The organism is Nocardia rhizosphaerae (genome assembly GCF_042650365.1).
Taxonomy (GTDB): Bacteria; Actinomycetota; Actinomycetes; order Mycobacteriales; family Mycobacteriaceae; genus Nocardia; species Nocardia rhizosphaerae.
In genome coordinates this window covers 69,343-94,533 of sequence record NZ_JBHSBA010000011.1, presented here as the reverse complement: position 1 = coordinate 94,533, position 25,191 = coordinate 69,343, and the positions used below count along the sequence as shown (strand labels likewise).

28 protein-coding genes are annotated in these 25,191 nt (G+C 70.1%); 15 read left to right on the top strand and 13 right to left on the bottom strand.

The features are described 5' to 3' along the window. Positions 1 to 187: 187 nt before the first annotated feature. Complete coding sequence (locus tag ACFOW8_RS19960; RefSeq protein WP_378552448.1) at positions 188 to 1,444, bottom strand: SGNH/GDSL hydrolase family protein; 1,257 nt, start codon at positions 1,442 to 1,444, stop codon at positions 188 to 190. Positions 1,445 to 1,476: 32 nt separating this feature from the next. Beyond that, complete coding sequence (locus ACFOW8_RS19955) at positions 1,477 to 2,670, bottom strand: MFS transporter (protein WP_378552447.1); 1,194 nt, start codon at positions 2,668 to 2,670, stop codon at positions 1,477 to 1,479. Between the two features lie 185 nt (positions 2,671 to 2,855). Between ACFOW8_RS19955 and ACFOW8_RS19950 the strand changes: the two genes are divergently transcribed. Continuing rightward, positions 2,856 to 3,782 carry a LysR family transcriptional regulator gene (locus ACFOW8_RS19950; RefSeq protein ID WP_378552445.1) on the top strand — a complete coding sequence of 309 codons (927 nt, stop codon included), beginning with the start codon at positions 2,856 to 2,858 and terminating at the stop codon, positions 3,780 to 3,782. An 89-nt stretch (positions 3,783 to 3,871) separates the two neighbouring features. Here ACFOW8_RS19950 and ACFOW8_RS19945 read toward each other — a convergent pair whose 3' ends face one another. Both ACFOW8_RS19945 and erpA read right to left on the bottom strand, forming a co-directional pair. Beyond that, positions 3,872 to 4,798 carry a carbohydrate kinase family protein gene (locus ACFOW8_RS19945; RefSeq protein ID WP_378552457.1) on the bottom strand — a complete coding sequence of 309 codons (927 nt, stop codon included), beginning with the start codon at positions 4,796 to 4,798 and terminating at the stop codon, positions 3,872 to 3,874. A 415-nt stretch (positions 4,799 to 5,213) separates the two neighbouring features. Then, entirely contained in the window at positions 5,214 to 5,570 is a 357-nt protein-coding gene (gene erpA / locus ACFOW8_RS19940) for an iron-sulfur cluster insertion protein ErpA (protein ID WP_067496006.1), read from the bottom strand. 314 nt (positions 5,571 to 5,884) lie between these two features. Between erpA and ACFOW8_RS19935 the strand changes: the two genes are divergently transcribed. Then, positions 5,885 to 6,487, top strand: a complete 603-nt coding sequence (locus ACFOW8_RS19935; protein WP_378552455.1) for a DUF3043 domain-containing protein — start codon at positions 5,885 to 5,887, stop codon at positions 6,485 to 6,487. Positions 6,488 to 6,548: 61 nt separating this feature from the next. On the opposite strand, the gene ACFOW8_RS19930 is transcribed toward ACFOW8_RS19935, so the two are convergent. After that, the gene (locus tag ACFOW8_RS19930) at positions 6,549 to 6,716 is read right to left on the bottom strand and encodes a hypothetical protein (RefSeq protein ID WP_378552443.1); all 168 of its coding nucleotides are present in this window, start codon (positions 6,714 to 6,716) and stop codon (positions 6,549 to 6,551) included. An 86-nt stretch (positions 6,717 to 6,802) separates the two neighbouring features. Between ACFOW8_RS19930 and ACFOW8_RS19925 the strand changes: the two genes are divergently transcribed. From ACFOW8_RS19925 to ACFOW8_RS19900, 6 genes are all read left to right on the top strand, one after another. Next, entirely contained in the window at positions 6,803 to 7,765 is a 963-nt protein-coding gene (locus ACFOW8_RS19925; protein WP_378552440.1) for a helix-turn-helix domain-containing protein, read from the top strand. A gap of 174 nt (positions 7,766 to 7,939) precedes the next feature. Continuing rightward, positions 7,940 to 8,473, top strand: a complete 534-nt coding sequence (locus ACFOW8_RS19920; protein ID WP_378552437.1) for a bifunctional adenosylcobinamide kinase/adenosylcobinamide-phosphate guanylyltransferase — start codon at positions 7,940 to 7,942, stop codon at positions 8,471 to 8,473. A gap of 230 nt (positions 8,474 to 8,703) precedes the next feature. After that, positions 8,704 to 9,774 (top strand): nicotinate-nucleotide--dimethylbenzimidazole phosphoribosyltransferase, encoded by a 1,071-nt coding sequence (cobT, locus tag ACFOW8_RS19915; protein WP_378552434.1) that lies wholly within the window; start codon positions 8,704 to 8,706, stop codon positions 9,772 to 9,774. A gap of 17 nt (positions 9,775 to 9,791) precedes the next feature. After that, the gene (locus tag ACFOW8_RS19910; protein ID WP_378552431.1) at positions 9,792 to 10,223 is read left to right on the top strand and encodes a hypothetical protein; all 432 of its coding nucleotides are present in this window, start codon (positions 9,792 to 9,794) and stop codon (positions 10,221 to 10,223) included. After that, positions 10,220 to 10,966, top strand: a complete 747-nt coding sequence (locus ACFOW8_RS19905) for an adenosylcobinamide-GDP ribazoletransferase (protein WP_378552429.1) — start codon at positions 10,220 to 10,222, stop codon at positions 10,964 to 10,966. Before ACFOW8_RS19910 ends, ACFOW8_RS19905 begins: the two co-directional genes overlap by 4 nt. Positions 10,967 to 11,098: 132 nt before the next feature. Further along, positions 11,099 to 11,812: an MBL fold metallo-hydrolase gene (locus ACFOW8_RS19900; protein WP_378552427.1), complete on the top strand. Its 714-nt coding sequence runs from the start codon at positions 11,099 to 11,101 to the stop codon at positions 11,810 to 11,812. Positions 11,813 to 11,937: 125 nt separating this feature from the next. Here ACFOW8_RS19900 and ACFOW8_RS19895 read toward each other — a convergent pair whose 3' ends face one another. Together ACFOW8_RS19895 and gcvT are read right to left on the bottom strand one after the other, a co-directional pair. Then, complete coding sequence (locus ACFOW8_RS19895) at positions 11,938 to 13,038, bottom strand: branched-chain amino acid aminotransferase (protein WP_378552426.1); 1,101 nt, start codon at positions 13,036 to 13,038, stop codon at positions 11,938 to 11,940. A 27-nt stretch (positions 13,039 to 13,065) separates the two neighbouring features. Continuing rightward, entirely contained in the window at positions 13,066 to 14,166 is a 1,101-nt protein-coding gene (gcvT, locus tag ACFOW8_RS19890) for a glycine cleavage system aminomethyltransferase GcvT (protein ID WP_378552424.1), read from the bottom strand. 110 nt (positions 14,167 to 14,276) lie between these two features. On the opposite strand from gcvT, the gene ACFOW8_RS19885 reads away from it, so the two are divergent. From ACFOW8_RS19885 to ACFOW8_RS19870, 4 genes are all read left to right on the top strand, one after another. Next, complete coding sequence (locus ACFOW8_RS19885; RefSeq protein WP_378552422.1) at positions 14,277 to 14,486, top strand: hypothetical protein; 210 nt, start codon at positions 14,277 to 14,279, stop codon at positions 14,484 to 14,486. Between the two features lie 42 nt (positions 14,487 to 14,528). Next, the gene (locus ACFOW8_RS19880; protein WP_378552420.1) at positions 14,529 to 16,079 is read left to right on the top strand and encodes a bifunctional phosphatase PAP2/diacylglycerol kinase family protein; all 1,551 of its coding nucleotides are present in this window, start codon (positions 14,529 to 14,531) and stop codon (positions 16,077 to 16,079) included. 82 nt (positions 16,080 to 16,161) lie between these two features. Further along, entirely contained in the window at positions 16,162 to 16,806 is a 645-nt protein-coding gene (locus ACFOW8_RS19875) for a nucleotidyltransferase domain-containing protein (protein ID WP_378552418.1), read from the top strand. Between the two features lie 220 nt (positions 16,807 to 17,026). Continuing rightward, positions 17,027 to 17,470, top strand: coding sequence for a Uma2 family endonuclease (locus ACFOW8_RS19870; protein ID WP_378552417.1), 444 nt, complete (start codon positions 17,027 to 17,029; stop codon positions 17,468 to 17,470). 80 nt (positions 17,471 to 17,550) lie between these two features. Here the strand turns inward: ACFOW8_RS19870 and ACFOW8_RS19865 are convergent, their stop codons facing one another. Then, positions 17,551 to 18,093 carry a hypothetical protein gene (locus tag ACFOW8_RS19865; protein WP_378552415.1) on the bottom strand — a complete coding sequence of 181 codons (543 nt, stop codon included), beginning with the start codon at positions 18,091 to 18,093 and terminating at the stop codon, positions 17,551 to 17,553. Positions 18,094 to 18,225: 132 nt separating this feature from the next. Here ACFOW8_RS19865 and ACFOW8_RS19860 point away from each other — a divergent pair, with 132 nt between their 5' ends. Further along, the gene (locus ACFOW8_RS19860; RefSeq protein WP_378552414.1) at positions 18,226 to 18,477 is read left to right on the top strand and encodes an excalibur calcium-binding domain-containing protein; all 252 of its coding nucleotides are present in this window, start codon (positions 18,226 to 18,228) and stop codon (positions 18,475 to 18,477) included. Positions 18,478 to 18,536: 59 nt separating this feature from the next. Here ACFOW8_RS19860 and ACFOW8_RS19855 read toward each other — a convergent pair whose 3' ends face one another. Both ACFOW8_RS19855 and msrA read right to left on the bottom strand, forming a co-directional pair. Then, the gene (locus ACFOW8_RS19855) at positions 18,537 to 19,604 is read right to left on the bottom strand and encodes a hypothetical protein (protein WP_378552412.1); all 1,068 of its coding nucleotides are present in this window, start codon (positions 19,602 to 19,604) and stop codon (positions 18,537 to 18,539) included. Between the two features lie 130 nt (positions 19,605 to 19,734). Then, positions 19,735 to 20,247 (bottom strand): peptide-methionine (S)-S-oxide reductase MsrA, encoded by a 513-nt coding sequence (gene msrA / locus ACFOW8_RS19850; protein ID WP_378552410.1) that lies wholly within the window; start codon positions 20,245 to 20,247, stop codon positions 19,735 to 19,737. Positions 20,248 to 20,423: 176 nt separating this feature from the next. Here msrA and ACFOW8_RS19845 point away from each other — a divergent pair, with 176 nt between their 5' ends. Further along, positions 20,424 to 20,882, top strand: a complete 459-nt coding sequence (locus ACFOW8_RS19845; RefSeq protein ID WP_378552408.1) for a carboxypeptidase-like regulatory domain-containing protein — start codon at positions 20,424 to 20,426, stop codon at positions 20,880 to 20,882. A gap of 130 nt (positions 20,883 to 21,012) precedes the next feature. Continuing rightward, positions 21,013 to 21,753 carry a GMC family oxidoreductase gene (locus ACFOW8_RS19840; protein WP_378552406.1) on the top strand — a complete coding sequence of 247 codons (741 nt, stop codon included), beginning with the start codon at positions 21,013 to 21,015 and terminating at the stop codon, positions 21,751 to 21,753. A 64-nt stretch (positions 21,754 to 21,817) separates the two neighbouring features. Here ACFOW8_RS19840 and ACFOW8_RS19835 read toward each other — a convergent pair whose 3' ends face one another. From ACFOW8_RS19835 to ACFOW8_RS19825, 3 genes are all read right to left on the bottom strand, one after another. Continuing rightward, the gene (locus ACFOW8_RS19835; protein ID WP_378552404.1) at positions 21,818 to 22,198 is read right to left on the bottom strand and encodes a nuclear transport factor 2 family protein; all 381 of its coding nucleotides are present in this window, start codon (positions 22,196 to 22,198) and stop codon (positions 21,818 to 21,820) included. A 60-nt stretch (positions 22,199 to 22,258) separates the two neighbouring features. Beyond that, positions 22,259 to 23,560: an AAA domain-containing protein gene (locus tag ACFOW8_RS19830; RefSeq protein ID WP_378552402.1), complete on the bottom strand. Its 1,302-nt coding sequence runs from the start codon at positions 23,558 to 23,560 to the stop codon at positions 22,259 to 22,261. 64 nt (positions 23,561 to 23,624) lie between these two features. Then, entirely contained in the window at positions 23,625 to 25,106 is a 1,482-nt protein-coding gene (locus ACFOW8_RS19825; protein WP_378552400.1) for a hypothetical protein, read from the bottom strand. Positions 25,107 to 25,191 lie beyond the last annotated feature (85 nt).

Here is a 25,191-nt window from a genome sequence, read left to right as displayed (position 1 = left end):
GACCACAAGGCAGGCCTGTCCGACCACAGCCGCCGCCTGTGGACCCTGCTGGTCTTCATGGTCTGGCACGGCATCTTCGTCGAGAACCGCATCAAGCCCGAAATCCAGGAACCGGCCTACCCGGTCTCGCTGTAACCGACGGACCTGTCCACCCGGATCAGGTGGACAGGTCCGTCGGCGCGCCGGATCAGACGGTCGCCGGATCGATGGCCGCCGCCATCGCCCGATACCCCGCGGCGTTCGGGTGCTTGTGGTCACCGGAGTCGAACGCCGGGTTCAGGCGTTCGGGGTCGGCCGGATCGACCACCGCGGCATGGAAATCGACCACGGCGTCGTACTCGCCGCTGGTGCGGATCCATTCGTTGAGTTCCCTGATCTTGGCCGCGGAGGTTTCGGTGTAGTACTCGGCACCCTTCATCGGCAGCAGGGTCGCGCCGACGACCCGGATCCCGGCCCGGTGGGCGCGATCGATCAGCTCGCGGTAGGCCTCGATCAGCTGCGGCACGGTCACGTTCGGGTTGGGCTTGTAGGTCGGCAGGTCGACTTCGGAGAAGCCGATGTCGTTGAGGCCGCCGAAGAGCAGCACCGTGCGGACCCCGCGCTTGGTGAGCACATCGCGCTCGAAGCGATGCACCGCGCTCTCCCCGAACCACGGGGAGTCGCTGAGGATCATGTTGCCGCCGATGCCGCCGTTCAGGACCACCCGGGGAGTGCCGGTGGCGGCCAGTCGCGCGGCCAGCTGATCGGGGTAGCGGTTGTTGGCGTCGTTGTCGGAACCGAAGCCGTCGGTGATGGAGTCGCCGTAGGCGACGACGGCACCCTCGGTGGCGGCACCGCCGGTCATCTCGACGTCGGCGAGGAAGTACCACGAATGGGTGGTGTCGGTGAATGCGTCGTCCGCGACCGCGTCGGCATGGTTGCCCGCCGCACGGTAGGTGCTGGCGTATCCCTGCGCGTGGAAGGTGGCGGGTCCGGTCGGCGCGGCCAGGTAGAGCGTGACCGTCGCCGATTCGAAGGGCGCGAGGAGCAGATCGGCAGCGTCGCTGGTGATCTCGGCGCCGGGCGCGATCGACACCGCGTCGGTGCCACCGAACCGCAAGGGCCGCAGGGTGTGCGAGTCCACGCGGGCGCCGCCGTCGGAGCGGGCGATGGTGGCCGCGGCGATCCGCAACTCCCCGGTGCCGTAGCGATTCGACAGCGTGATCCGGGCGGAGGTGCCCCCACCGGTGACCCGAACCACCTGGCGCACAGTCTGATCCGCGAAGCCCTCCAGCGACCAGTTCGGTTCGAATCCGATGCTGGCCCGCTGCATCGGGACCGACCACGCGGTGCTCCAGGTGCCGGTCTCGGCGGGCGTGGTCTCGGTGTTGTTCACGCAGGCGGCCACCGCGACGGCGGCGGTTGTCGCGACGGTCATGATCAGGATCTTCTTCCAGGTAGACATGGTTGTTCCGATTCTCGAGTGGTGGACAGGATTCACGCGCGCCGCTCCAGCGCGCGGGAGCCGAGGGCGACGACCAGGGCGGCGGCCGCGAGACCGGCACCGATCCACGCAGGCGCGGTCAGACCGAGGCCGTGGTCGATGGCGGTGCCACCGAGCCAGGCGGCCACGGCGATGCCGACATTGAAGGCAGAGATATTGGCCGCCGACCCCAGTGCCGATTCGCCGCCCGCGGTGTCGAGCACGCGCATCTGCACCGCGGGGACGATGGCGAAGCCGGCGGCGCCGAGCGCGAAGATCGTGAGCGCGGTGGCGACCGGGTGTGGCGCGGCGACGGTGAAGATCAGCAGCACCACGGTCAGCGCGGCCAGCGCGCCGATCAGGGCGGGCATCAGCGCCCGGTCGGCGAGGCGGCCACCGGCGATATTGCCGCCGAACAGGCCGAGTCCGAACACCACCAGCAGCCAGGGCACGGCCGTCTCCGGCAATCCGGTGACCTCGGTGAGGATCGGCTCGAAGAAGGTGAACACGGCGAACACGGCACCGAACCCGAGCGCGGTGATCAGCAGCGCCAGCCACACCTGTCCGCGCGCGAAGACCGCCCATTGTCCGGCAAGCCCACCGGATTCGGCGCGCTCCTGCGCGGGCACCAGCCCGGTGACGGCGACGAGAGCGGCGATGCCGACCGCGGTGACCGCCCAGAAGGTGGAGCGCCAGCCGAAGGCCTGGCCCAGCGCGGTCCCGAGCGGTACCCCCGCGACATTCGCCAGCGTCAGACCGGTGAACATCATGGCGATCGCGCTGGCCTTGCGCTCGGGCGCCACCAGGTTGGCTGCGACGATCGAGCCGATGCCGAAGAACGCGCCGTGGGTGAGCGCGGCGACGATCCGGCCGGTGAGCAGCACACCGTAGCTCGGTGCCAGCGCCGAGAGCAGGTTTCCGGCGACGAAGATGCCCATCAGCAGCACGAGCATGGTCTTGCGGGGGATCCGGGCGCCCATCGCGGTCATCACCGGGGCGCCGACCGCGACCCCGGCCGCGTAGCCGGAGATCAGCAGACCGGCCGTTGGCACCGAGATCCGCAGGTCCTCGCCGATCACCCCCAGCAGTCCGACGATCACGAATTCGGTGAGACCGATGCCGAAGGCACCGAGGGCAAGGGCGCCGAGCGCGAGGCCCGGTCGCCGGGACGCCCGCGGGGCCGCGGGTGCAGGCAATGTTGTTGTCATGCGCGGTTCAACTCTCTTAATTGCACATTTGTTCCGTTAAGCGGGCGGAGGGATGGCCGCCGACGGGACACCGGTTGCACCGGATGTGGGACGTTCCCAGCTGACTAAACTCAGCCCGTTTCAGATTGCTGGCGGGGTGCCCTCGGATCAACGGCACTGTGCGACACGAGCGATAAGCGAGAGTGATGGAACGGCAGGAGATCGACATCTTCCTCGCGCTGTGCGAGGAGCTACACTTCGGACGAACCGCCGAACGCCTTTTCCTGTCCCAGGCCAGGGTGAGTCAGACCATCAAGCGACTCGAGAACCGTTTCGGCGCGGCGCTTTTCGAACGCACCAGCAGACAGGTCCGGCTGGCCCCGCTCGGCCGGATGCTGCGCGACGATCTGGTGCCCGCCCGCGGCTTGCTCGACCGCGCCGTCGAGCGCGCCCACGCCGCTGCCCGCAGCGTCGAAGGCACATTGCGGGTCGGCTACCTGGGTGGCTTGGCCGCGGCGATCCTCGCCGACACCGTCGTCGCCTTCCGGTCCCGGCATCCCGAGTGCGAGATCTACGCGCGGGAAGTACATCTCGGCGATGTGTTCGGCCCGCTGCGGCGCGATGACCTCGACATGGTGATCGCGCATTCGCCGGTCGCGGAACGGGATCTGGTCGCCGGGCCCGTGCTGGTGACCGAACCCTCCGGCCTGGTGGTGCCGCGCGATCACCGCCTGGCCCGCAGCAGTTCGATCAGCGTCGAAGCGCCACCGGTCGAGGTGATCACGATCGGCGGCCCGGCGATGACGTACTGGCATCGCTATCTCGACGCGACCTGGCGGATCACCCCCGCCAATCCGATCGTGGCGGAGACGTTCGAAGAGGTGCTGACCGCGGTCAGCTTCGGCGCGGGCGTCCACCCGGCGGGCGCGCATGCCGAACTGAGCTATCCCCGGCACGGGGCGGTCTATGTGCCCTTCGACGACGGACTCGGCGACCGCCACGTGTGGCGGCCGGTCTGGACGCCCGGCGCGGACAACGAGCGGCTACGGACATTCGTGCAGACGATGTGCGAGGTGGTCACCGACCGCGGTGAGCAGCACTACTACACCGCGAGTCCGGCGCCGCCCCGGTGAAGAGTGCAGGTGGACCCGCGCCCGGCCGACCGGAACCGCGGGTCCGCACCCCGAATCGGGAGGATCCGGGGTGCGGGAGGCCGACGGCGTCAGAGCAGGACGGCCAGCTCGTCGGCGGCCTCGGGGCCGTAGGCCTTGGTGAGGCGTTCCAGTGCGTCCTGGGGGTCGAGGGTCCACTCCTGGGTGCCGGTGGTCTCCAGGACGAGAACCGCGATCAGCGAGCCGAGCTGGGCGGCGCGTTCGATGCCGAGACCGGCGCGGTGGGCGGTGAGGAAGCCGGCGCGGAAGCCGTCGCCGACGCCGGTCGGGTCGACCTTGGCGACCTCGGGGACCACACCGACGCGGACCTCGGTACCGTCGGCGTCGACGACCAGCACACCCTCGGAGCCGAGGGTGGTGACCCGGATGCCGACCTTGGCGGCCACCTCGGCTTCGCTCAGGCCGGTCTTCTGGAGTAGCAGGCCCCATTCGTACTTGTTGGTGAACAGATAGGCGGCGCCGTCGACCAGTTCGGCCGCCTGCTCGCCGTCGAGGCGGGCCAGCTGCTGGGAGGGGTCGGCCGCGAACGCGATGCCCTTCGCCTTGGCCTGGCGGGTGTGCGCGACCATGGCCTCCGGGTCGTTGGCGCCGACGAGCACCAGGTCGACATCGTGGTCGGCGGCCAGCGCGGCGATATCGATATCGCGCGCCTCGCTCATCGCACCCGGATAGAAGGAGGCGATCTGCGCCATCGCCTCATCGGTGGTGCAGACGAAGCGGGCGGTGTGCGCGGTCTGCGAGACGTGCACGGCCGAGCAGTCGACCCCGTTGCCCTCGAGCCACTGCCGGTACTCGGCGAAATCGGCGCCGACCGCGCCGACGAGCAGCGGTCGCTGCTTCAACAGGCCCATCGCGTAGGCGATGTTGCCCGCCACACCACCGCGCCGGATCTGCAGATCGTCGACAAGGAAACTCAGGGACACATGATCGAGCTGATCGGCGAGCAGCACATCGGCGAACTTGCCGGGAAATCGCATGAGGTGATCGGTGGCGATGGACGCGGACACAGCAACAGACACGAGGCGAGGCCCCTTCGACACTAGGCGCGGAAAGCAAGAAGTCCGGAACCGAACCAACGATTCCGGACCTCAACGGTAGCAAGCGCGCCACCCCCATGGTTCACCTCAGCGCAACCCGATCACTACCACGGCCGCGACCGGCGAACTCTCGGAGTGACACGTTCACGCCACAACTACCGACCGAAGAACGACCAACGTGCGCGACCATTCTCGCGAGTGGAACCACCTCGCTCGAGCCGACCACCTACGAACTCCCAACCCGACCACCACGTTTTCGGCCGCCCCGCATCCGAGCGGCGATGCGTAACGCCGCAGGCGCAGCATCGCCGCTCGGATGCGGGGTCACGAGGCCGAAAACCCGCGGCGCCAGCCGCTAGTTGAACGAGTCGCCGCAGGCGCAGGAGCCGGTGGCGTTCGGATTGTCGATGGTGAAACCCTGCTTCTCGATGGTGTCGACGAAGTCGATCGAGGCGCCCTGGATGTAGGGGGCGCTCATGCGGTCGACCGCGAGCTTCACGCCGGAGAACTCGACAACGATGTCTCCGTCGAGGACCCGATCGTCGAAGAAGAGCTGGTAGCGCAGACCGGCGCACCCACCCGGCTGGACGGCGATCCGCAGGGCCAGGTCGTCGCGGCCCTCCTGGTCGAGCAGCGCCTTCGCCTTGGCGGCGGCAGCGTCGGTCAGCGTCGCACCGTGGGTCTCGGTGGCGGTCTCGTTCTGCACAGTCATGGACACTCCTAAGTCGGTCAGTCCGTCGAACGGACCTCAGGTGCACAGCGCACGACTGATTTCAACACCATCGCGGCAGCTGCTATTCCTATTTTGCCACCTCGGCCACGGGGCATCGACCCGACCTCGGTGGCGAGCCCCACACTACGCCCCGACCCGGGGTGATCCAGCTCGCACCGGCGCCGCGATGAGACCGGGCGCACCGGTTCGCCGACCGCATTTCCCGATGGTCGGGCCGATCGAATAGCCTGGTGAACGTGAAATTGTTCCGTCGCGACGAGTCCAGCACCATCGACGAGTCCGTCGACCCCTCGGTGCCGGACGTCGAACAGACCTCCAGTGCACCCGCTTCCACCACGCCGGGCAAGGGCCGACCGACCCCGAAACGCCGTGACGCCGAAGGCAAACGACGCGGTCCGGTTGGCCCTGCGCCGATGACCGCCAAGGAGGCCCGCGCCCGCCGCAAGGCGGTCAAGGGCAGCAAGGCCGACCGCAAGGCCGCCGCCGCCGAGCGCCGCGCCGCTGTCCAGGACCGGCGCGCCAGGATGCTGGCGGGCGAGGACAAGTACCTGCTGCCGCGCGATCAGGGCCCGGTCCGCGCCTATGTGCGCGATCTGGTGGACGCCCGCCGCAATCTGGTCGGCCTGTTCATGCCGATGGCACTGGTGCTGATCATGTCGATGTTCGTGGCGCCGGGCCTGCAGACCATTGTCACCCTGGCGATGCTGGTGATGATGGTCTTCATGATCATCGAGGGCTTCGTGCTCGGCAAGATCGTGAACAACCGGGTGATCGAGCGGTTCCCCGACACCACCGACACCGGTTTCAAGCTGGGCTGGTACGCCTTCGTGCGCGCCTCGCAGATCCGCAAGATGCGTGCCCCCAAGCCGCGGGTCGGCCCCGGCGACGCGGTCTGAGCCGCCCCGGACATCACGAATGCCGTTCCACTCCGCGCGGGGTGGAACGGCATTCGTGTTTTCAGTGCAGGCCGGGGCGGATGTTGGCGGCATACCCGGCGATGGCAGTGAGCTCGGCGTCGATGCGCTGGGCGTCGCGGTCGACCACATCGGTCGATCCCGCGGTGCCACGGCCGACGAGGACGGCGAGCCCGATGATGGCGGCGAGCAGGAGCAGGAAGGTAGCCATGGCAGAAATTTTGCGCCCACCACTTTCCAGCCGAAAGTGGCGGCGATGCCATTGTGCGTCAATATTCAGCCACGTAGCATGGGGTGATGCTGTCGCGCGTCGCTGTCGTCCTCAACGACAAGCTGGCCATGTTCGAATTCGGCGTCGTCTGTGAGGTTTTCGGCCTGGACCGGACCGCCGACGGGCTGCCCGGCTTCGACTTCCGGGTATGCGGCGCCGAGCCGGGCACGCCGCTGCGCTCGACCACCCCCGGCGTAACGGTGACGCCCGAATACGGTCTCGACGAACTGGTCCACGCCGATCTCGTGGCGATCCCGGCCTTCCCGTTCACCCTGGGCCACACCTACCAGGCCGGAGTCGTCGAGGCGGTTCGCGCGGCCGCCGACGCGGGCGCCATCGTGCTCACCGTGTGCTCGGGCGCCTTCCTCGCCGGTGCGGCCGGGCTGCTCGACGGCCGCAAGTGCACCACGCACTGGCGCTATGTCGAGCAGCTCGCGCAGCGGTACCCCGACGCCACGGTCGACCCGGACGTGTTGTTCGTCGACGAGGGCAACCTGATCACCAGCGCGGGCACCGCGGCCGGGATCGACGCCTGCCTGCACCTGGTGCGCCGCGAGATCGGTACGGCCGCGGCCAACGGCATCGCCCGCCGGATGGTGGTGCCACCGCAGCGCGACGGCGGGCAGCGGCAGTTCATCGAGCAGCCGATCCCCGAATGCCACTCGGCCGGGCTGTCGACCACACTGTCCTGGCTGGCCGAGAACCTGGCGCACCCGCACACCGTCGACGAACTCGCCGCCAGGTCGAACATGTCCACCCGCACCTTCGCCCGCCGCTTCGCCGCCGAGACCGGAACCACCCCGGTCAAATGGCTCACCGCACAGCGCGTGCTGTTCGCCAAGCACCTGCTCGAAGCCACCGATCTCCCCCTCGAACGCGTCGCCGACCGCTCCGGCTTCGGCTCCGGCGCCCTGCTGCGCCACCACTTCCAACGCCAGGTCGGCATCGCCCCCACCGAATACCGCCGCCGCTTCGGCGCCGCCAGCTGACCGACCGACCGTTGGACAAGCCGTTGCCCGCCACTACGATCCAGCCACCGACGACCGACTCGGTCTCGATCTACCAGATCCAGGCGGCTTCACCGGCTGGAATCGGCAGTGCCCTGGACGCCTCGGCGCACGCTGAGATTCCGGCTCGACAGCCCCGATTGCTACCGTGCTGGAATGGCTGCCAGCACGTCGGTCCGCACCCTCGTTCTCGGTGGCGCGCGTTCGGGAAAATCCGCCTTCGCCGAGAACCTGCTCGCCGACGCGCCCTCGGTCCGGTATCTGGCGACGGCCGTGCTCGACCCCGACGATCACGACTTCGCCGACCGGATCGCGCTGCACCGCGGGCGGCGTCCGGCGCACTGGTCGACGGTCGAGAACAGCGAACCGGCGACCGTACTCGCCGAACCAGCGACCGCGACCCTGCTCGACGACATCGGCACCTGGCTCACCGCCCGCCTCGACGCGCGGGCGGCCTGGGACTCCCCGCGCGGCACCGTCGCCCCCGACTGCGACGCGCTGGTCGGCGCCGTCGCCGCCTACCGCGAGCAGCTGGTGATCGTCTCGCCCGAGGTGGGGATGGGTGTCATCCCGGCGACCCGCTCCGGCAGGCTCTTCCGCGACGAGATCGGCACGCTCAACCAGCGGCTCGCGCACGTGTGCGACGAGGCCTTTCTGATCGTCGCCGGGTTACCGATCCGGCTGAAATGAGCCGGGTCCAGCCGCGGGCGTGCGCGAGCCGGCAGACGATCAACCTCTGCCGCGGCCGATGGACCAACCTCGTCGATGGTGCGTCGGTCCGCCGACCGAACAGCGTCCGATGACGCCCTCGCACCGGATCCGCGGCCCACACCGGGTTGGACCGGGCCGGTCGGCGCCCGAGCGCGAGTTGCGGGCAAGATGATTCGCAGACACCAGGCACCCTGTCGAAAGGCTCGCAAGTGACTCACGGATTCGCGCCGGTCGCGGCCCCGGACGCGCAGGCGCGCGCGGCGGCCGAGCAGCGCCAGACGCAGCTGACGAAACCGGCCGGGTCGCTCGGCAAGCTCGAAACCCTCGGCAACTGGGTCGCGGCCTGCCAGGGTGTGTGCCCGCCCGCGCAGTTCGAACGCGCCAGGGTGGTGATCTTCGCCGGTGACCACGGCGTCGCGAAACACGGTGTGTCGGCGTATCCGAGCGAAGTCACCGCGCAGATGGTGGCCAACTTCCGCGCGGGCGGGGCGGCGGTGAACGCGTTGGCCGCGGTCGCCGGTGCCACGGTGCGGGTCGCCGACATCGCCGTCGACGGCGACACCGATGCCTCGGTCGCCGGGCACAAGGTGCGGCGCGGCAGCGGCGCCATCGACCGCGAGGACGCGCTCACCGCCGACGAGGTCACCGCCGCGCTCGCCGCGGGCCGCGCGATCGCCGACGAGGAGATCGACGCGGGCGCCGACCTGCTCATCGCCGGTGACATGGGCATCGGCAACACCACCCCCGCCACGGTCCTCATCGCCACCCTCACCGGCACCGAACCGGTCGCCGCCGTCGGGCGCGGCACCGGCGTCGACGACGCGGGCTGGATCCGCAAGGTCGCCGCCATCCGTGACGCCATGCGCCGGGCCCGCCCCGTCGCCAACGATCCGGTGGACCTGCTCCGGGTGGCGGCCGGTGCCGACTTCGCGGCCATGACCGGATTCCTCGCCCAGGCAGCGACCCGGCGCACCCCGGTGATCCTCGACGGCGTTGTCGTCACGGCTGCCGCGCTGGTCGCCGAGGACCTCGCCGCGGGCGCCAAGGCCTGGTGGCTGCCCGGCCACCGCTCCACCGAACCTGCCCATGAGCTGGCCCTGAAGCATCTGCGCCTGGAACCGCTGGTCGACCTGGAGATGCGGCTCGGCGAGGGTTCCGGTGCCCTCACCGCCCTGCCGATCCTGCGGGCCGCCGTCGCCGCCCTCACCGAGATGTCGACCTTCGCCGACGCCGGCGTCAGCACCGCCGACGAGCCGGACACCGTCGACCTGGCCAAGTGAACCGGCCCGGCGCCCTCGTGCCCCACCCTGCGGACCAGCGGCGGGCCGCCGCGCGCGACACCGGACGCGCGCTCGCCGCGACGTGCCGACCCAGCCGGGCCCCGCTCACCGGCCCACGCCGGGTTCACCCCACACCGCGCGGCGCGCACGGGTGGACCATCGGCGCCCGCGGTCCGCGCGCCCTGCGGTCGGCACGCCGAACGCTGCTCGACGCCCGAGGCCACCGCAGCGAGATCGCCGTCGCACAGCGCCCGGCGCAGCCACGCCGCGACATCCGCCGTCACCACCACGACACCGCGGTCGCGTGCAGTCCGGCGCGGCCACGTCTCTACATCCAGCGCCACCATGGCCGTGCCGCGGTCTCGTCCCACACGCTGGTTCGGGTGCCGACCAGGACACCCGCGCCGCCACGGCACCGCACCGCGCTCCGCTGCGGGCTGACCTCATGAACAGCCTGCGCCTGGCACTGTCCTGGCTCACCGTCGTACCGATCGCCGGGCCGGAGTCGGTGGATCGCCGCGCGGCGCACACCGCGATCGCGCTCGCGCCGATGGTCGGGCTGGCGCTCGGTGGGCTCGCAGCCGCGGCGATGTGGGTGTCGGCGGCGGGGCTCACCACCCTGCTGGCGGGACTGCTCACCGTCGGGATACTCGGCCTGCTGACCAGGGGCATGCATCTGGACGGACTGGCCGACACCGTCGACGGGCTCGGCAGCTACGGTCCACCCGAGCGGGCCAGGCAGATCATGAAGTCCGGTGGCGCCGGGCCGTTCGGCGTCGCCGCGCTGATCTTCGCCGTCACCATCCAGGCGGTCGCGTTCGCCGGGCTGGCCGATGCGCGCCGCTGGTTCGCGATCGTGCTAGCGGTGGCGCTGGGCCGGGTCGCGGTGGTGCTCGCCTGCCGTCGCGGACTGGCGGCGGCGCCGGACGCGGGATTCGGCGCGCTGGTGGCGGGCACTCAGCGGCCGGCCACAGTCCTGGGCTGGACGGCGCTCGCGCTCGCCTGCGCGTTGTGCGCGGTCCCCGGCAACCCGTGGCTCGGCCCCCTGGTGACCGTCGCGGTGCTCGCGCTCGCGCTGCTGATCGTCCGGCATTGCGTCCGGCGGTTCGGCGGGCTCTCCGGCGATGTGCTCGGCGCGGTCGTCGAGATCACGGTTTCGCTTGCCGCCGTGGGATTCTCGCTCGGACCCTGACCAGGGTCCAGCAATGTGAAACCAACATAGTTCACAGACTGGGCGTCCCGCCCGTTGTGGGGTCCCACAGACCACCTCACTGATCGGTACTCGGGTGCGCGCCCAGCACACCGGTGGCAATACAGTGATGACATGTCTTCCGAGCGTCTCTACTTCCGCCAGCTGCTGTCCGGCCGGGATTACGCCGCCGGCGATCCGATCGCCACCCAGATGCGTAACTTCGCGTATCTGATCGGCGACCGGGAGACCGGCGAGACCGTCCTCGTCGATCCCGCGTACAAGGCCTCGGACCTGGTCGAGGTGGCCGCCGCCGACGGGATGACCGTCACCGGCGTGCTCGCCACCCACCACCACCCCGACCACGTCGGCGGCACCATGCTCGGCTTCACCCTCGGCGGTGTGCGCGAACTGCTGGAGAACGTCGGTGTGCCGGTGCATGTGAACAAGCAGGAGCTGGACTGGGTGGCCCAGACCACCGGCATCGCGCCGAGCGAACTGACCGGCCACGACAACGGCGACAAGGTCGCGGTCGGCGCGTTCGAGATCGAACTGCTGCACACGCCGGGGCACACTCCCGGCAGCCAGTGCTTCCTGTTCGACGGCCGCCTCATCTCGGGTGACACGCTGTTCGTCGACGGCTGCGGCCGCACCGACTTCCCCGGCGGCGACTCCGACGAGATGTTCCGCAGCCTGCGCCACCTCGCCGCTCTCGACGGCAACCCGGTCGTCTACCCGGGCCACTGGTACTCCGAACAGCCCAGCGCCGACCTGTCGTCGGTCCGCGAGAACAACTACGTGTTGCGCCCGCAGACCCTGCAGCAGTGGCAGGCCCTGATGCCGGGTTGAGCGGCCGCTCCTCCGCACCCCCGACTCCAGCGCCGCTCACCACCGAACCCAGCCCCGCCCGACCCGACCTCGAGGAGGGTCCGCCGCGTCAGCGGCGGTCGCGCCAGCGCTCCAACGAACACCGCTCAGTCGAACACCCGCATCCAGTCGTGCGTGTCGGCGAAGGTGCCGCGCTGGATACCGGTGAGGGTGTCGCGCAGCGCCATCGTCACCTCACCCGGCTCGCCACCGCCGATGCTGAACTCGCCCTCGGCCGAGCGCACCCAGCCGACCGGGGTGATCACCGCGGCCGTTCCGCACGCGAAAACCTCACTGATCGCACCGGATTCGGCACCCTCGCGCCATTCCGCCACCGAAACCTTGCGTTCCTCCACCGGGTAGCCGGAATCGGCGGCCAGGGTGAGCAGCGAGTCGCGGGTGATGCCGGGCAGCAGTGAGCCGGACAGCTCCGGGGTCACCAGCCGGGCCTCGGAGCCGGTGCCGAAGACGAAGAACAGGTTGTTGGTGCCCATCTCCTCGACATAGCGGCGCTCGCAGGCGTCCAGCCACACGACCTGATCGCAGCCCTTCTCGGTGGCCTGCGCCTGCGCAAGCAGCGAGGCCGCGTAGTTGCCTGCCACCTTCGCCTCGCCGGTGCCGCCGGGCGCGGCCCGCACGTACTCGGTGGACAGCCACACCCGCACCGGCTTCACCCCGCGCGGGAAGTACGCGCCCGCGGGCGAGGCGAGCAGCAGGTACTTGTAGGAGTCGGCGGGCTTCACCCCGAGCCCGGACTCGGTGGAGAACATGAACGGCCGCAGATACAGCGACTCCTCGCCGCCCGCGGCGGGCACCCATTCGGCGTCGACCTCGATCAGCTGCCGCACCGATTCGACGAACAACTCCTCGGGCAGTTCGGCCATCGCCATTCGGGCCGCCGAGCGGCGGAATCTGGCGGCGTTCGCGTCGATCCGGAAGGTGGCGATGCTGCCGTCGGGCTGACGGTAGGCCTTGAGGCCTTCGAAGATCGCCTGACCGTAGTGGAACACCATGGTGGCCGGATCCATCGACAGCGGACCGTACGGCTCGACCCGCGCGTTGCCCCACGCGCCGTCGGCGTAGTCGATCGACACCATGTGGTCGGTGAAGAACCGGCCGAAACCGGGGGCCGCCAGTACCTGTTCCCGCTGCTGGGCCGAGGTGGGCGCCGGGTGCGGAATACGGGTGAACTGTGCAGCGACTGTCATGATGCGATCCTATCCGGGTGTGCGGTGCTACTTGGTCTTGGTGTCGACGAACGGCGGCTTGATCACCGCGCAGCGCAGCTTGCGGCCGCGCACGTCGACCTCCACCTCGTCGCCCGGTTCCAGTTTCGCCGCCGTGTCGAGCAGTGCGAGCGCGATGCCGACCTTCAGCGACGGGGAGAACGTGCCCGAGGTGGTCGCACCGACCGGTTCGCCGTCGCGCAGCACGGTCTGGCCCTGGCGCAGTACGCCACGATCGAGCGCCTTCAGGCCCATCAGTGTGCGGCGCGGACCGTCGGCCCGTTCCTGTTCCAGCGCCGCCTTGCCCCAGAACTCCGGCTTCTTCCACCCGACCGCCCAGCCGGCGCGGGCCTGGTTCGGGGTGATATCGAGGGACAGCTCGTGGCCGTGCAGCGGGTAGCCCATCTCGGTGCGCAGGGTGTCGCGCGCGCCGAGCCCGGCGGCCTGGCCCCCCGCCGCCTCGACCTCGGCGACCAGCGCGCGGAACACCGCTTCGGCGTCGTCCCACCTCGGCAGCAGTTCGTAGCCGTGCTCACCGGTGTAGCCGGTGCGGCACACCCGCACCGGGCGGCCCTGCCATTCGGCGTCGGCGTAGGCCATGTACTCCATGTCGGTGGGCAGACCGAGCGCGGTGAGCACCTCGGTCGACTTGGGGCCCTGCACCGCGAACACCGCGTAGTCGCGGTGCTGGTCGGTGACGGTGATGCCCTCGGGCGCCACCTTGCGCAGCTCGGCGACCACGGCGGCGGTGTTGGCGGCGTTCGGCACCAGGAACACCTCGTCGTCGCCGACGTAGTAGGCGATCAGATCGTCGATCACCCCGCCGTCGGCCGTGCAGCACAGCGTGTACTGGGCCTTGCCGGGCCGGATCCGCCCCAGATCGTTGGTGAGCGCCGAGTTCACGAACGCCGCGGCTCCAGGACCGGCGACGGTGGCCTTGCCGAGGTGACTCACATCGAACAGCCCGACCGTGGTTCGCACCGCGGTGTGCTCGCCGACGGTGCCGCCGTACTGCACGGGCATCTCCCACCCGCCGAACGGCGCGAAGGTGGCTCCGAGCTCGACGTGGACGGCGTGGATGGGGCCCTCGAGCAGCGCGTTGTCGGTCATGGAGGCGAGCTTAACGGTCACTGTCCACGACGCGCGAACCTCCGCGCCCCAGCAATTGGGGGCGGCCGGTGCCATCGACACGGCCGGGCGCCGGTGCCACAGTTCCGAGTATGAACGTACGCAAGTTCGCTACCGCCGCCCTGCTGCCCGTCGCGGCCGTCCTGCTCAGCACTCCGGCGGCCAACGCAGGCACCGGTAGCTCCGAGCTCCTCGGCCCGTCCGGATCAGGCGGGCAGATCAATCTCGGTTGCCTCCTGCAAAGTCTGTCCGGCACGCCGCCGACGGCCGATTGCGATCCCGTCGAGATCCCGGTGCCGTAGGAGCGAAACCCGCTGACGGGCAACGGCGGTAGTGTGCTGGCTGTGAGTGAGTTGCCCGGCCGCAGGTTCGGCAGAGTCGCCCGGTTCGACGAGATGGCCAGCCGCGTGGTGTCCCGCATCCCGGAGTCGGCCGCCGATCGCGGCATGCTGCGTCTGACGCGGTCGGCCGACACCGGTGGCCTGTGGCTGGCGACCGCGGCGGCGCTGGCCCTCACCCCTGGACCGCCGCGGCGTGCCGCCCTGCGCGGTGTGGTGGCACTGGCCGGTTCCAGCTTCGCGGTGAACCTGGTGCTCAAGTCGCTGATCCCGCGCCGACGCCCACCGGCGGAGCTGATGCCGCACCGGCGTCGCCTCGTCGACGCACCGGTGTCCTCGTCGTTCCCGTCCGGCCACAGCGCCAATGCGGCGGCCTTCGCCACCGCGGTCGCCCTGGAGAGCCCGCGCACCGCGCTCGCCGTCGCCCCGGTGGCCGCCGCCGTCGCCTATTCGCGCATCCACACCGGCGCGCACTGGCCCTCCGATGTGCTGGTCGGCGCCGCCGTCGGAACCGGAGTGGCGCTGGCCACCCGCCGGTGGTGGCCGATCCGCGAATCCGACGAGGCCGAGGCGCATCCCGTGCGCGATGCGCCGGTCCTCGTCGACGGCAAAGGCCTGCTGCTGCTGATCAATCCGCGCTCCGGCGACGCGGGCTACGATCCCACCGCCGATATCGCCGAGGCACTGCCCGCGGCCACGCTGCTGCACACCGCGCCCGGCCGCGACGCCGCCGACCAGCTCCAGGAGGCGCTCGACCCGTCGATCGTCGCCGTCGGCGCTGCGGGCGGCGACGGCACCATCGCGGCGGCCGCCGCCGTGGCACTGCGCAACGACCTGCCGCTGGTCGTGGTCCCCGCGGGCACACTGAACCACTTCGCCCGCGACCTCGGCGTCTACGACCTGCGCGAGGTCGCCGACGCGACCGGCGCGGGCGAGGCGGTCGAAGTCGATATCGCCGCGGTGGAATTCGAGACCCGCGACGGCCTCCGGGTGCACCACCTGATCAATACCGCCAGCATCGGCGCCTATCCCGAGCTGGTGCGGCGGCGGGAGAAGTGGCAGGACCGCTGGGGCAAGTGGCCCGCGTTCGCGGTCGCGCTGATCGTCACGCTGCGCCACGCCGAACCGATCCGCGTCCGGCTCGGCGAACGCTGGCACGATCTGTGGTTCCTGTTCGTCGGCAACGGGCCCTACCACCCGCACGGCGCCGTGCCCGCGTTCCGTTCCCGGCTGGACGCGGGCCTGCTCGATGTCCGCTGGCTGCGCGCCGATGTGCGGTTCTCCCGCACCAGGGCGGTGATCGCGCTGATGCTGGCCGCGATCGGCCACAGCCGCGTCTACGGCGAACGCCAGCTGCGCGAGCTGCCGGTGGCGCTGCACAATCCGGTCGGGGTCGCCGCCGACGGCGAAGTCCTCGGCGCCGCACGGGATCTGCGATTCCACATCGCGGGCCGCGTCGCGGTGTATCGCCGCGACGAGGACAACCCGCGCTGGCAGGACCGCCCCCGCCCCCACCACCGCCGCCCCCTGGCCTGGCTCACCGACCGCCGTCGGTGAAACCTCACGAACCCGTCTCGCCTCGATCACCATCTCCGCACCATCGCCTTGCGCAGGTGGCGCGGGTGCCCATCATGGAGAGATGAGCTCGCCGGACGGGGCACGTCCGATCACCGCCTCCGAAGCCGATCGCCGCTGGGACCCGTGGACACCTGGTGTGGTTGCCGCGCGCCTCGGCTCCTGCCCCGCGCCGTGGGCGGTGGCGGGCGGCTGGGCGCTCGACCTGTTCGCCGGTGGCATCTCGCGCGCCCACGCCGATATCGAGATCGCGGTCCCCCGTGCGCGTTTCACCGAGATCGCCACCGCATTCGCCGAATACGAATGGGACATCGTCGGCGAGGGGCGGCTGTGGCCCTACGCCAGGGCCGCGGACCGGCTCGACCTGCACCAGACCTGGTTGCGCGATCCGTTCACCGGCTCCTTCCACCTCGATGTGTTCCGGGAACCGCACCGCGACGACACCTGGATCTGCCGACGCGAGCCATCGATCACTCTCCCCTACACCGAGCTGATCCGCGTCACCAGGTCAGGTATCCCCTATCTGATCCCCGAGGTCGTGCTGCTGTTCAAGGCGAAGGCCAATCGCCCCAAGGACGACGCCGACTTCCGCCGGGTACTGCCGCTGCTGTCCGGCGACCGCCGCGCCCGCCTGGCATCCTGGCTGGCGCGGATCCATCCCGGACACCGCTGGCTCTCCGCAACCGGCGCACCTGCACAGTTGCGGTGAATACGCCTCGCCCTGACCGGCTGGGCGAGGCAGGCCGTCGCGTTATCGTCGTCGGTGTCAGCCTGCGCGAACGGGAGTGAGCCAACATGTCCGTCCCCGCCATGTATCCTCACCCCGGCAACCTGCGTGGCATTGCCGAACAGATCGAGGCGGCGACCGGCCTGCGAGTCGAGATTCTGGGAGGGGCACTCATGATGTCGCCGACGCCGCGTGGAAACACGTGGGCACGATCCGCCGGCTTCGCCATCAGATCGAGTCCGGCATGCCGTCCGGGTTGGCCGCCTACGAAGTCTCCTCCATCGCCATGCCCGGCGATGACGACGACTACTACTGCACCCCGGACCTCGTCGTCCTGCCGGACTCGTGGGACTGCGACGACGAATGGCTGGCCGATCCCGCCGATGTGGAACTCGCTGTCGAGGTGATCTCCCGATCCGAGAAGGCACGTGACATCACCGGGAAGAACGGTTGGTACGCCGCCGCCGGAGTGCGGACGCTGCTCGTGCTGGATCCACGCTTCGGCACGTGGCAGCTTTTCCGGGAACCTGCCGCCGGACGTTACCCCGAGCCGCTCACAGGAGCGTACGGCGGAACCATTTCACTGCCCGCACCGATCGCCTGCACGCTCGACACCGCCTGCCTGCCACTGTACGAGCGGCGGTGAACCAGCCGAGATCGTTCGCCGGACAAGCAGCGGTCCGATCCCGCACCCATGTCTCACCACAACCGGCTGCCCCGCCCGGCTCAGCTGGGTAATCGGCACCAGTCGCGCCGGTAGTCCGTCCAATCCTGCGGTGTGGCGGCGAAATCCACGTACAGGGCCACTCCGAAGTTCACGCGCTCCGGCCCGGCCCTTGTGAGTCCGAGCCGGATGCCACGCACCGCGGCGGCCACGGTTTCGGCCGCGCCGTGGTGACCGGGATCGTCGGCCCAGAAGGCGGGCGCGCCCATCAGCAGATCCACCTCGGCCGGGGTGACCTGCGCCGCCAGCTCGGTCTGCTGCGCGACATATCCGCTGTAGAGCGCGCCGGTCGGCATCGCCGTGTCGTAGGACATCACCGCGACCTGGTCGACCCGCCGCGCGACATCAGCGAAATAGCTCTGGCTCCACCACTTTCCGTGATCGGCCACCGCGATACCCACCGAATGCAGACCGGGCAGCGGGTCGATCACCGGCGCCGACACCGACAGTGGCACCGCGGCCGCCGCCGTCACGGCCCTGGTCGCGTCGAGCAGCGCGAGGTATCCCGGCGACCCGGACCGCACCGGTTCCAGGTCGTAGTGCACGCCGCCGAAGCCGTAATCGGACCCCCTCTTTCCTGAGGTCCCCAGACTACCGGCAGGTACCGACAAGCTGTTTTCCGGCAAATCGCCCACCCGTGAAAAACTGTGCGCCGCTGTACAACTGAACGGAGAATCATGAAGTACGTCGTCACTCTCGGGTCTGCCGCCGTCGCGGCCTTCGCCTTCGCCATCGCGACCCCCACCGTGGCCACCGCCCAGCCCTCGGGCAACTGCCACGAGTCCTACACCCCCTGCGTCCCCATCGTCAGCGACGTCGACTGCGAGGGCGGCTCCGGCAACGGCCCGTACTACACCGGCCGCGTCCAGGTGATCGGCCCGGACGAGTACGGCCTGGACCGCGACGGTGACGGCATCGCCTGCGAGTGACCTGACCGCGACCGGGGGCGTGCGATGTGGTCATCGCACGCCCCCGGTCGCGAGGCCGATCAGCGGTCGATATCGTTCGGACCGCTGCCCGGTTTACCCAGTTCGGGGCCGTTTCCGGGTTCGCGTGGGGTGTCCTGGCCGGGTGTGCCGTAGCCTTGGTCACCGGTTCCCGGTGCGCCCTGCCCCGGGGTTCCATAGCCTGGCTGACCTGGCTGACCCGGGTATCCCGGCTGACCTGGGTATCCCTGCTGGCCCGGCTGACCCGGATACCCCTGCTGACCGGGCTGTCCCGGATACCCCTGCTGGCCCGGCTGACCTGGGTACCCCTGCTGACCGGGCTGTCCCGGATACCCCTGCTGACCCGGATACCCCGGCTCACCGAATCCACCAGCCGCACCGCCGTACTGCGGATACCCTGGCTCGGCCACCGCGGGCGCCCCCACGACCGGCCCCCCGGTCACGACCCGGTAGGCGTAGGTGGAGGCGATGATCGTCAGCGGAATGGTCACCAGCAGGCCGATACCGCACAGCAAGGCACCGACGAGGTTGATACCGAACAGCGCCAACGCGAGCAGCAGGATCTGGCCCGCGTTGCTCGAGATCGCCGAGAAACTGGATTTGATCGCGGTGACGGCGTCCTGGTCGCGGTCGATCACGAATTGCATTGTCCACCAGGTGAAGAACGCGATCACCAGACCGGGCAGAATGCACAGCAGGATGCCGATGCCGGTCGCGAGGCCGACGAGAATGCCGGCCAGAATGATCGCACCGACATTCGTGAACCGGAAGAAATCACCGAATCCCGGTTTGCGCCCGTCGGTTTCGTGTAGCGCGCCGCGCACGAACGCCGCCGAGATCAGATAGCCGATGATGGCGCTCACGATCGAGCCGATGATCTGCCAGACACTGATTCCGAAATTGACGGTGCCGTCGGCATCGGTCTCGGTGGTGTTGCCGAGGCCGAAGACGAAACTGAGTGCCGCCTGGATCAGGAAGGCGATCAAGACGATGGCGACCCAGACCACCGCGTTGTTCTTGAATTTGTCCCACCCGTATCCGATGGCGTCGCCGACCCCGAGTCTCGGCCCCGCCGGGGGATACCCGGGTTGCTGCTGTCCATATGTCATCCGAATCGCACCCCTCACCTCGAGCGACGGCCCGGGGCCGCCGATTTGTATGAGCTTTCCGATCCGGCGCCACTCCGCACGCCGATCCCCCGATCATTTCATATCGGGGGACCTGGGGTTTCGTAGACGATCAGGCGGTGTCGGCCCGCTTGGGCAGCTTCCAGCCCGGCCGCGGGAAATGACAGGTGTAACCGTCGGGGTAGCGCAGCAGGTAGTCCTGGTGTTCGGGCTCGGCTTCCCAGAAGGTGCTCGCCGGGGTCACCTCGGTGACGACCTTGCCCGGCCACAGCCCGGAGGCGTCGACATCGGCGATCGTGTCGACGGCGACGCGGCGCTGGTCCTCGTCGAGGTAGAAGATGGCCGAGCGGTAGCTGGAGCCGATGTCGTTGCCCTGGCGGTCCATGGTGGTCGGGTCGTGGATCTGGAACAGGAATTCCAGCAGGGCGCGGTAGTCGGTCACCGCCGGGTCGTATTCGATCTCGACGGCCTCGGCGTGGCCGGGATGATTGCGGTAGGTGGGGTGATCGTTGCGTCCGCCGGTGTAGCCGACCCTTGTCGACAGCACACCCGGTTGACGGCGGATCAGGTCCTGCATGCCCCAGAAGCATCCACCGGCCAGAATCGCCTTGCGGGTTTCGGTCATGCGTCCTCCTTCGTAGGGCTCCACGGTCGCACAATCGGGGCGCAACCGCCTCTATGGAACTCCGCCGACCGGCCCGGAATTCCCGTCGGTATGCTCGCCGCGCGAACGATCCCCCAGCTGTACCCGTGTGTGTGTGTGCCCGCGTCATCAGCGACGAGCAGGAGGAATTCGGCGATATGCCACGCAGCGTGGTTGCCAGGTATTCGATGATCACGATGGCCGCGCTCGCGCTGAGCTGCGCGGCAGGCGGGGCCGGCGCACATCCCGGCACCCCCGATTCCGTCGACCAGACACCGATCTGCCCGACCGGGCTGTCCGGGCACAGCGAGCTACGACATGCGCCGTCGGCCACCGGGCAGATCGACGCGGTGCTGCTCGCGGCGAGCACCCGGCGTCCGATCGCCGGCGGGCAGATCGTCCTCACCGGTCACGACACCTGCGGTGACACCATTCACCGGCATCTGGCCACCGACACCAGCGGTCGGGTCAGCTTTCGCGGCCTGCAACCGGGGCACTACACGCTGACCGCCTACCCCAGCGACTCGGCGACCCATGCGCTCGCCACCGTCGAGGTCGAGCTGTCGGTCCCCGCCCGCAAGATCCTGCGGTTCACCGTCGCCGCGGGGCGCGATTGACGAAACCCGTTGACCTCCAGCACGGCCTGCCCGCGGCGACCGAGCTCGGCACCGTAGACACCATCGTGCGCATCCTCGGCCGCAACCCGAGGGAGGCCGACCGAAAACAGCTCGCCACCCTGCTTGGACTGTGGGATTCCCGCGCTTTCGGCCTGGCCACCGGGCGCGGGTTCCGCCGGTTCTCGACGCTGACCCAGCAGCAACGCGAGGCCGCGTTGCTACGGCTGGCCGACTCCGGGCTCGCCCCGGCCAGAGCGGTGTTCCAGGCGCTCGAACAGGCCTCGCTGCTGGCCTACAACGTGACCACGGGCCCGACCGGGACCAGCCCGCTGTGGGAGCGGATCGGTTACCCGGCCCTTACCGGTCCGCTCGCGGACGCTCCGGCGCCCGCGCTCACCCCGCTGCGGTTCTCCGCGCCGACGACGCTGGACTGCGATGTCGTCGTTGTCGGTTCCGGCGCCGGTGGTGGCGCCGCGGCGGCGGTGCGACCCACCTGCACACCGGCATCGCCGGGGCGGCCTCGATCCTCGAAGCCGCCGGCGCGCAGCGCATCTTCTCCGGCCACCAGGCGGGCATTTCGTTCGAGCCCGGCGTGCGCGGTTCGCTCGCCGAGTTCGACGCGGCCTGCAAGACGGCCGGATACGGGCCCGGCCGCTGCTCGCTGGGCGCGCTGCACATCATGGGCTCGGCCAGAATGGGCGGATCGGCCGCGAGCTCGGCCACCGACCCCGACGGCACCACCTGGGACGTCGACAACATCGTCGTCGCCGACGGATCCACCTTCCCCACCGCACCCGGTGTGAACCCGATGGTGACCATCGAGGCGATCGGCTACATGAACGCCACCCGTCTCGCGGCGCGATTGCGCTAGCCGATCCAGCGGACCGAAAGACCGGCAGCTCGGCACGCCCCCCGATCCCGCCGCCGCGGACCGCTCAGTCCGGTTTCCGCGCGGTGATATGGGTGAGCGCGCAGCGCCATCGACCGTCGACGCGGACGAATACGTCGCTGGTCCATTCGTCGGCATCGAAACGCACGCTTCGGTAGTGGGCGGTATTGGTGACACGGGTGGTGAGCAGCGCGACCTCACCGTGATAGCGAAGCCGAGGCTCACCGACGCGCCGCATCGCCGAATGGGTGAGCGCGCCGGAGCGGACCAGCCCCAGGAAACGGTCAGCGGTGGTGACGCCGCTCTCGGAGACAATGATCCAGTCCTCGGTCATGAACGATCCGATGGCATCGGCATCGTTGGCGACGATGGCGGCCTGCCACTCGTCGTAGAGATCCAGCAGCGCGGAATCGGATGTGGTGGTCATGAGCCGACGCTAGGACGAAGGGGCTGTGCGGTCTTGGACGAATGGAACGCCCTGCGGGGACTATCCGATCGCGCGAACCCGGTGCAGTGCGAGGTGACTCAGCACTGCCTGATTGGCTTCCCATCCGTCGGGGAATTTCACCGGCACACCGAGATGCACCGGCTCGGCCGACGGGTGGGCGTCGAGCAGTTCCGGGATGCCTGCACGTCCGACGAGGACGCAGGCGTGCCGGTGCCGTGAGGCCAGCACGCACAACCGGCCCGCTTCCAGGTGGAAGGCGCTGGCGTCGCGGCGCCCCGACAGCGGGTGCAGGACGAAGGTGACATCGTATTCGCGGCCCTGGAGCCGGTTGGCCGTGTCGACGGTGACCTCGGCGGCGGCGCTGCCGCGCAACGCGACCCGCACCGCGTCGGCTTGGTCGCGGTGCGCGGTGCCGATCGCCACGCGTTCGGCGGTGACCGGGTGAGTCCCCGTCTCCGATTGCGCTGTGGCTCCGCGTTCGAGTAGCCGGGCCGCCAGTGCGGCGAGCGCGGCGACGGCCTCGCGATCGGTGCGCAGGGTGTGCCGGGCGGGCAATTCGTACCAGCCCCAGCCGGATTCGGCGGCCTGCTCGAGCACCGCGTCGAGCGGACCGCCCATTCCCCTTGTGGTGAACGACAGGCTGCGGTCACCGAAGCCGGTACCGGATTCGAAGCCAGTGAAGGGGTAGAACGCCGCCGAGACCACCGGGGCCGCGGTGGCGGGCAGCCGCCACGACACCGGCAGCCGGTGGATGGGGATGTTGTCGTTGTTGGCCAGCATCACCGTGACGGCGCTCATGGTCGGATCCCAGGTGAGTCCGGCCCAGCGCGCCGTCTCCACGGTGGCGAACGGATCGAGCTGGCCGGGATCACCGACGAACAGGCCACGGTCGAATCGGTTCGCGATGCGCAGCAACATGTCCGAGCGCATCTGATACGCCTCGTCGATGATCGCGTGCGACCAGCTGCCCTCGGTGATGGTCGCCCATTTCGCGGCGGTCCCGATGACGATGCTGCTCTCGGCGAGGTCGGCGGGTTTCATCGCGACGCGCACCCGCCGGTGCCGGTCGACCCGCTCGCTGGCCACGTACGCGGTGCTGGAGAGCCTGCCGATCCGCAGCTCGGGATCGGCACCGGCGAGCCGGTCGATGAGGTCGTCGACCTGTTCGTTGGTCTGGGCGACGATCATCCGCTGGTCGCCGTCGACGGCCAGCTGCCTGGCCGCGCGCACCACCAGCGTCGACTTGCCCGCGCCGGGTGGTGAGTCGACGACGATGGCGCGGTGGGTGTCGTCGCGCAGGTCGGTGAGGATGCCCTCGACCGCCTGGTCGGCAGTACTCACGACGCCACCACGCCGGTGTTCGGCTCCGTCGCGCTGTGTCGCTGGTTCACTCGCCTGCGCTCGCTCACGGCGGGTCCTCCTGCTGGTCGTCGGACTCGGGGGTCCACTCCGGCGGCGGCCCGCCGTGCGTCCACGGGGTGTCCTCGCGAGCGGGCAGATTCAGCTGACCGTTGAACGGCGTCGGCGTGAATCGGGCGAAGCCGAGACTGTCGCCGTCCGCCGGAACGGTGCCCGGCTCGGCGACCAGTTTGCGACCCATGCCGCCGGACAGTTCGAGGACCAGCTCCGGGCCGTCGACGGCGACGACCACTCCGCTCTGCTTGGGCCGCTCCACGCAGGTGAGCTCGTCGCCGACGGTGGCGGCGAACGGGTCGGTCGTGCGGATGTGGATGTGCGGGCGCAGTTTCGGCCGCGCGCCCGACCGGTCGAGGCGATCCGGTTCGCTGTGGGTGACCGTCCCCCGGAACGCCGCGCCGACCGCCCGGTGCTCGAGCATCCGCAACGGATCGTCGAAGGCGCTCTGGGCCTGCAGTGCTTCGAGCGCGCGTTCGCGTTCCAGCAGTTTGCGCACCGCGCGCACGGCCGGGTCACGACGGGCCTGCGGCACACCATCGGCCAGGTCGTCGGCGAAATAGGAGAAGGCACCACGGTCGTCGGTCCACCGCTGATCCACGCTGGCTCCCGGCGGCAAGGCCGCAAGCACGGCAAGCCCGCGCCACATCAGCCGCCAGGTGGGTTCGAGCTGTCCGCGCAGTGCACGCTCCAACCGTTCGGCGGCGACGGATCTGGCGGTGTCGTCGGTAGCGGCGCTGTAGGCGGCGATGAGCGGCGCGAGTTCCTCGTTGTCGAAACCGGGGTCGGTGGCCGGTCCAGCGGGCGGGGTCTGCAACGGGTCCTCGGCGATCGCGGCGGCCTGCGCGCCGGTCAGTCCCGGTGGTGGATCGATCCAGCCGAGCAGGGCCGCGAGATTGCCGTCCTCCAGCGCGGATTGGCCCGTGGCCCAGTGCTCGGCCAGCACCGAGGTCAGCGCGGGCAGTACCGCGGAGCCGGGGTGCTCGGCCCGGTCACCGAACCAGGTGAGCCAGCGGCCCAGCAGCGGGATCGTCGCCGGGACCGCGTTCTCGCCGTCGGTGCGGTGGAAACGCACCGACCGGCCGAGCAGTTTCAGGAACGTCACGCCACCGGGGTTGGGCGTCCACAGCTGGGGCGCGTCCAGACAGCGCGTGTAGGTCTCCCCCGACCTGCTGGTGAGTTCCTCCCGCTCGGCCAGGAAGGACTCCAGATACGGCAGCAGCACATCGGCCAGCTGTTCGATGAACCGCAAGCGCAGCACCCGGTCTCGCGGCTGCGGCACCACGAGCACGTTCTGATCGCCGGGCTCGGTGCCGACCATGACGGCCAGAGGCGCCGCCGCCTCCCCTGCCAGCCGCAACGGCACCACCACCAGCGGCCGCCGCGCCAGCTGCAGATGCCGCACCGCGGCGGTGGGCTGCGCGCGACCGGCCCGCACGGCTTCGGCCTTGGCCAGCGCCGAGAGCACACTCATGCCGCCCCCGATCGGCCCGCGCCGGTGCGCCGCGTCACAGCACGCGCCGCCGTCGTGTGTGTGCTCATGCTCCTGCCTTGCTGCC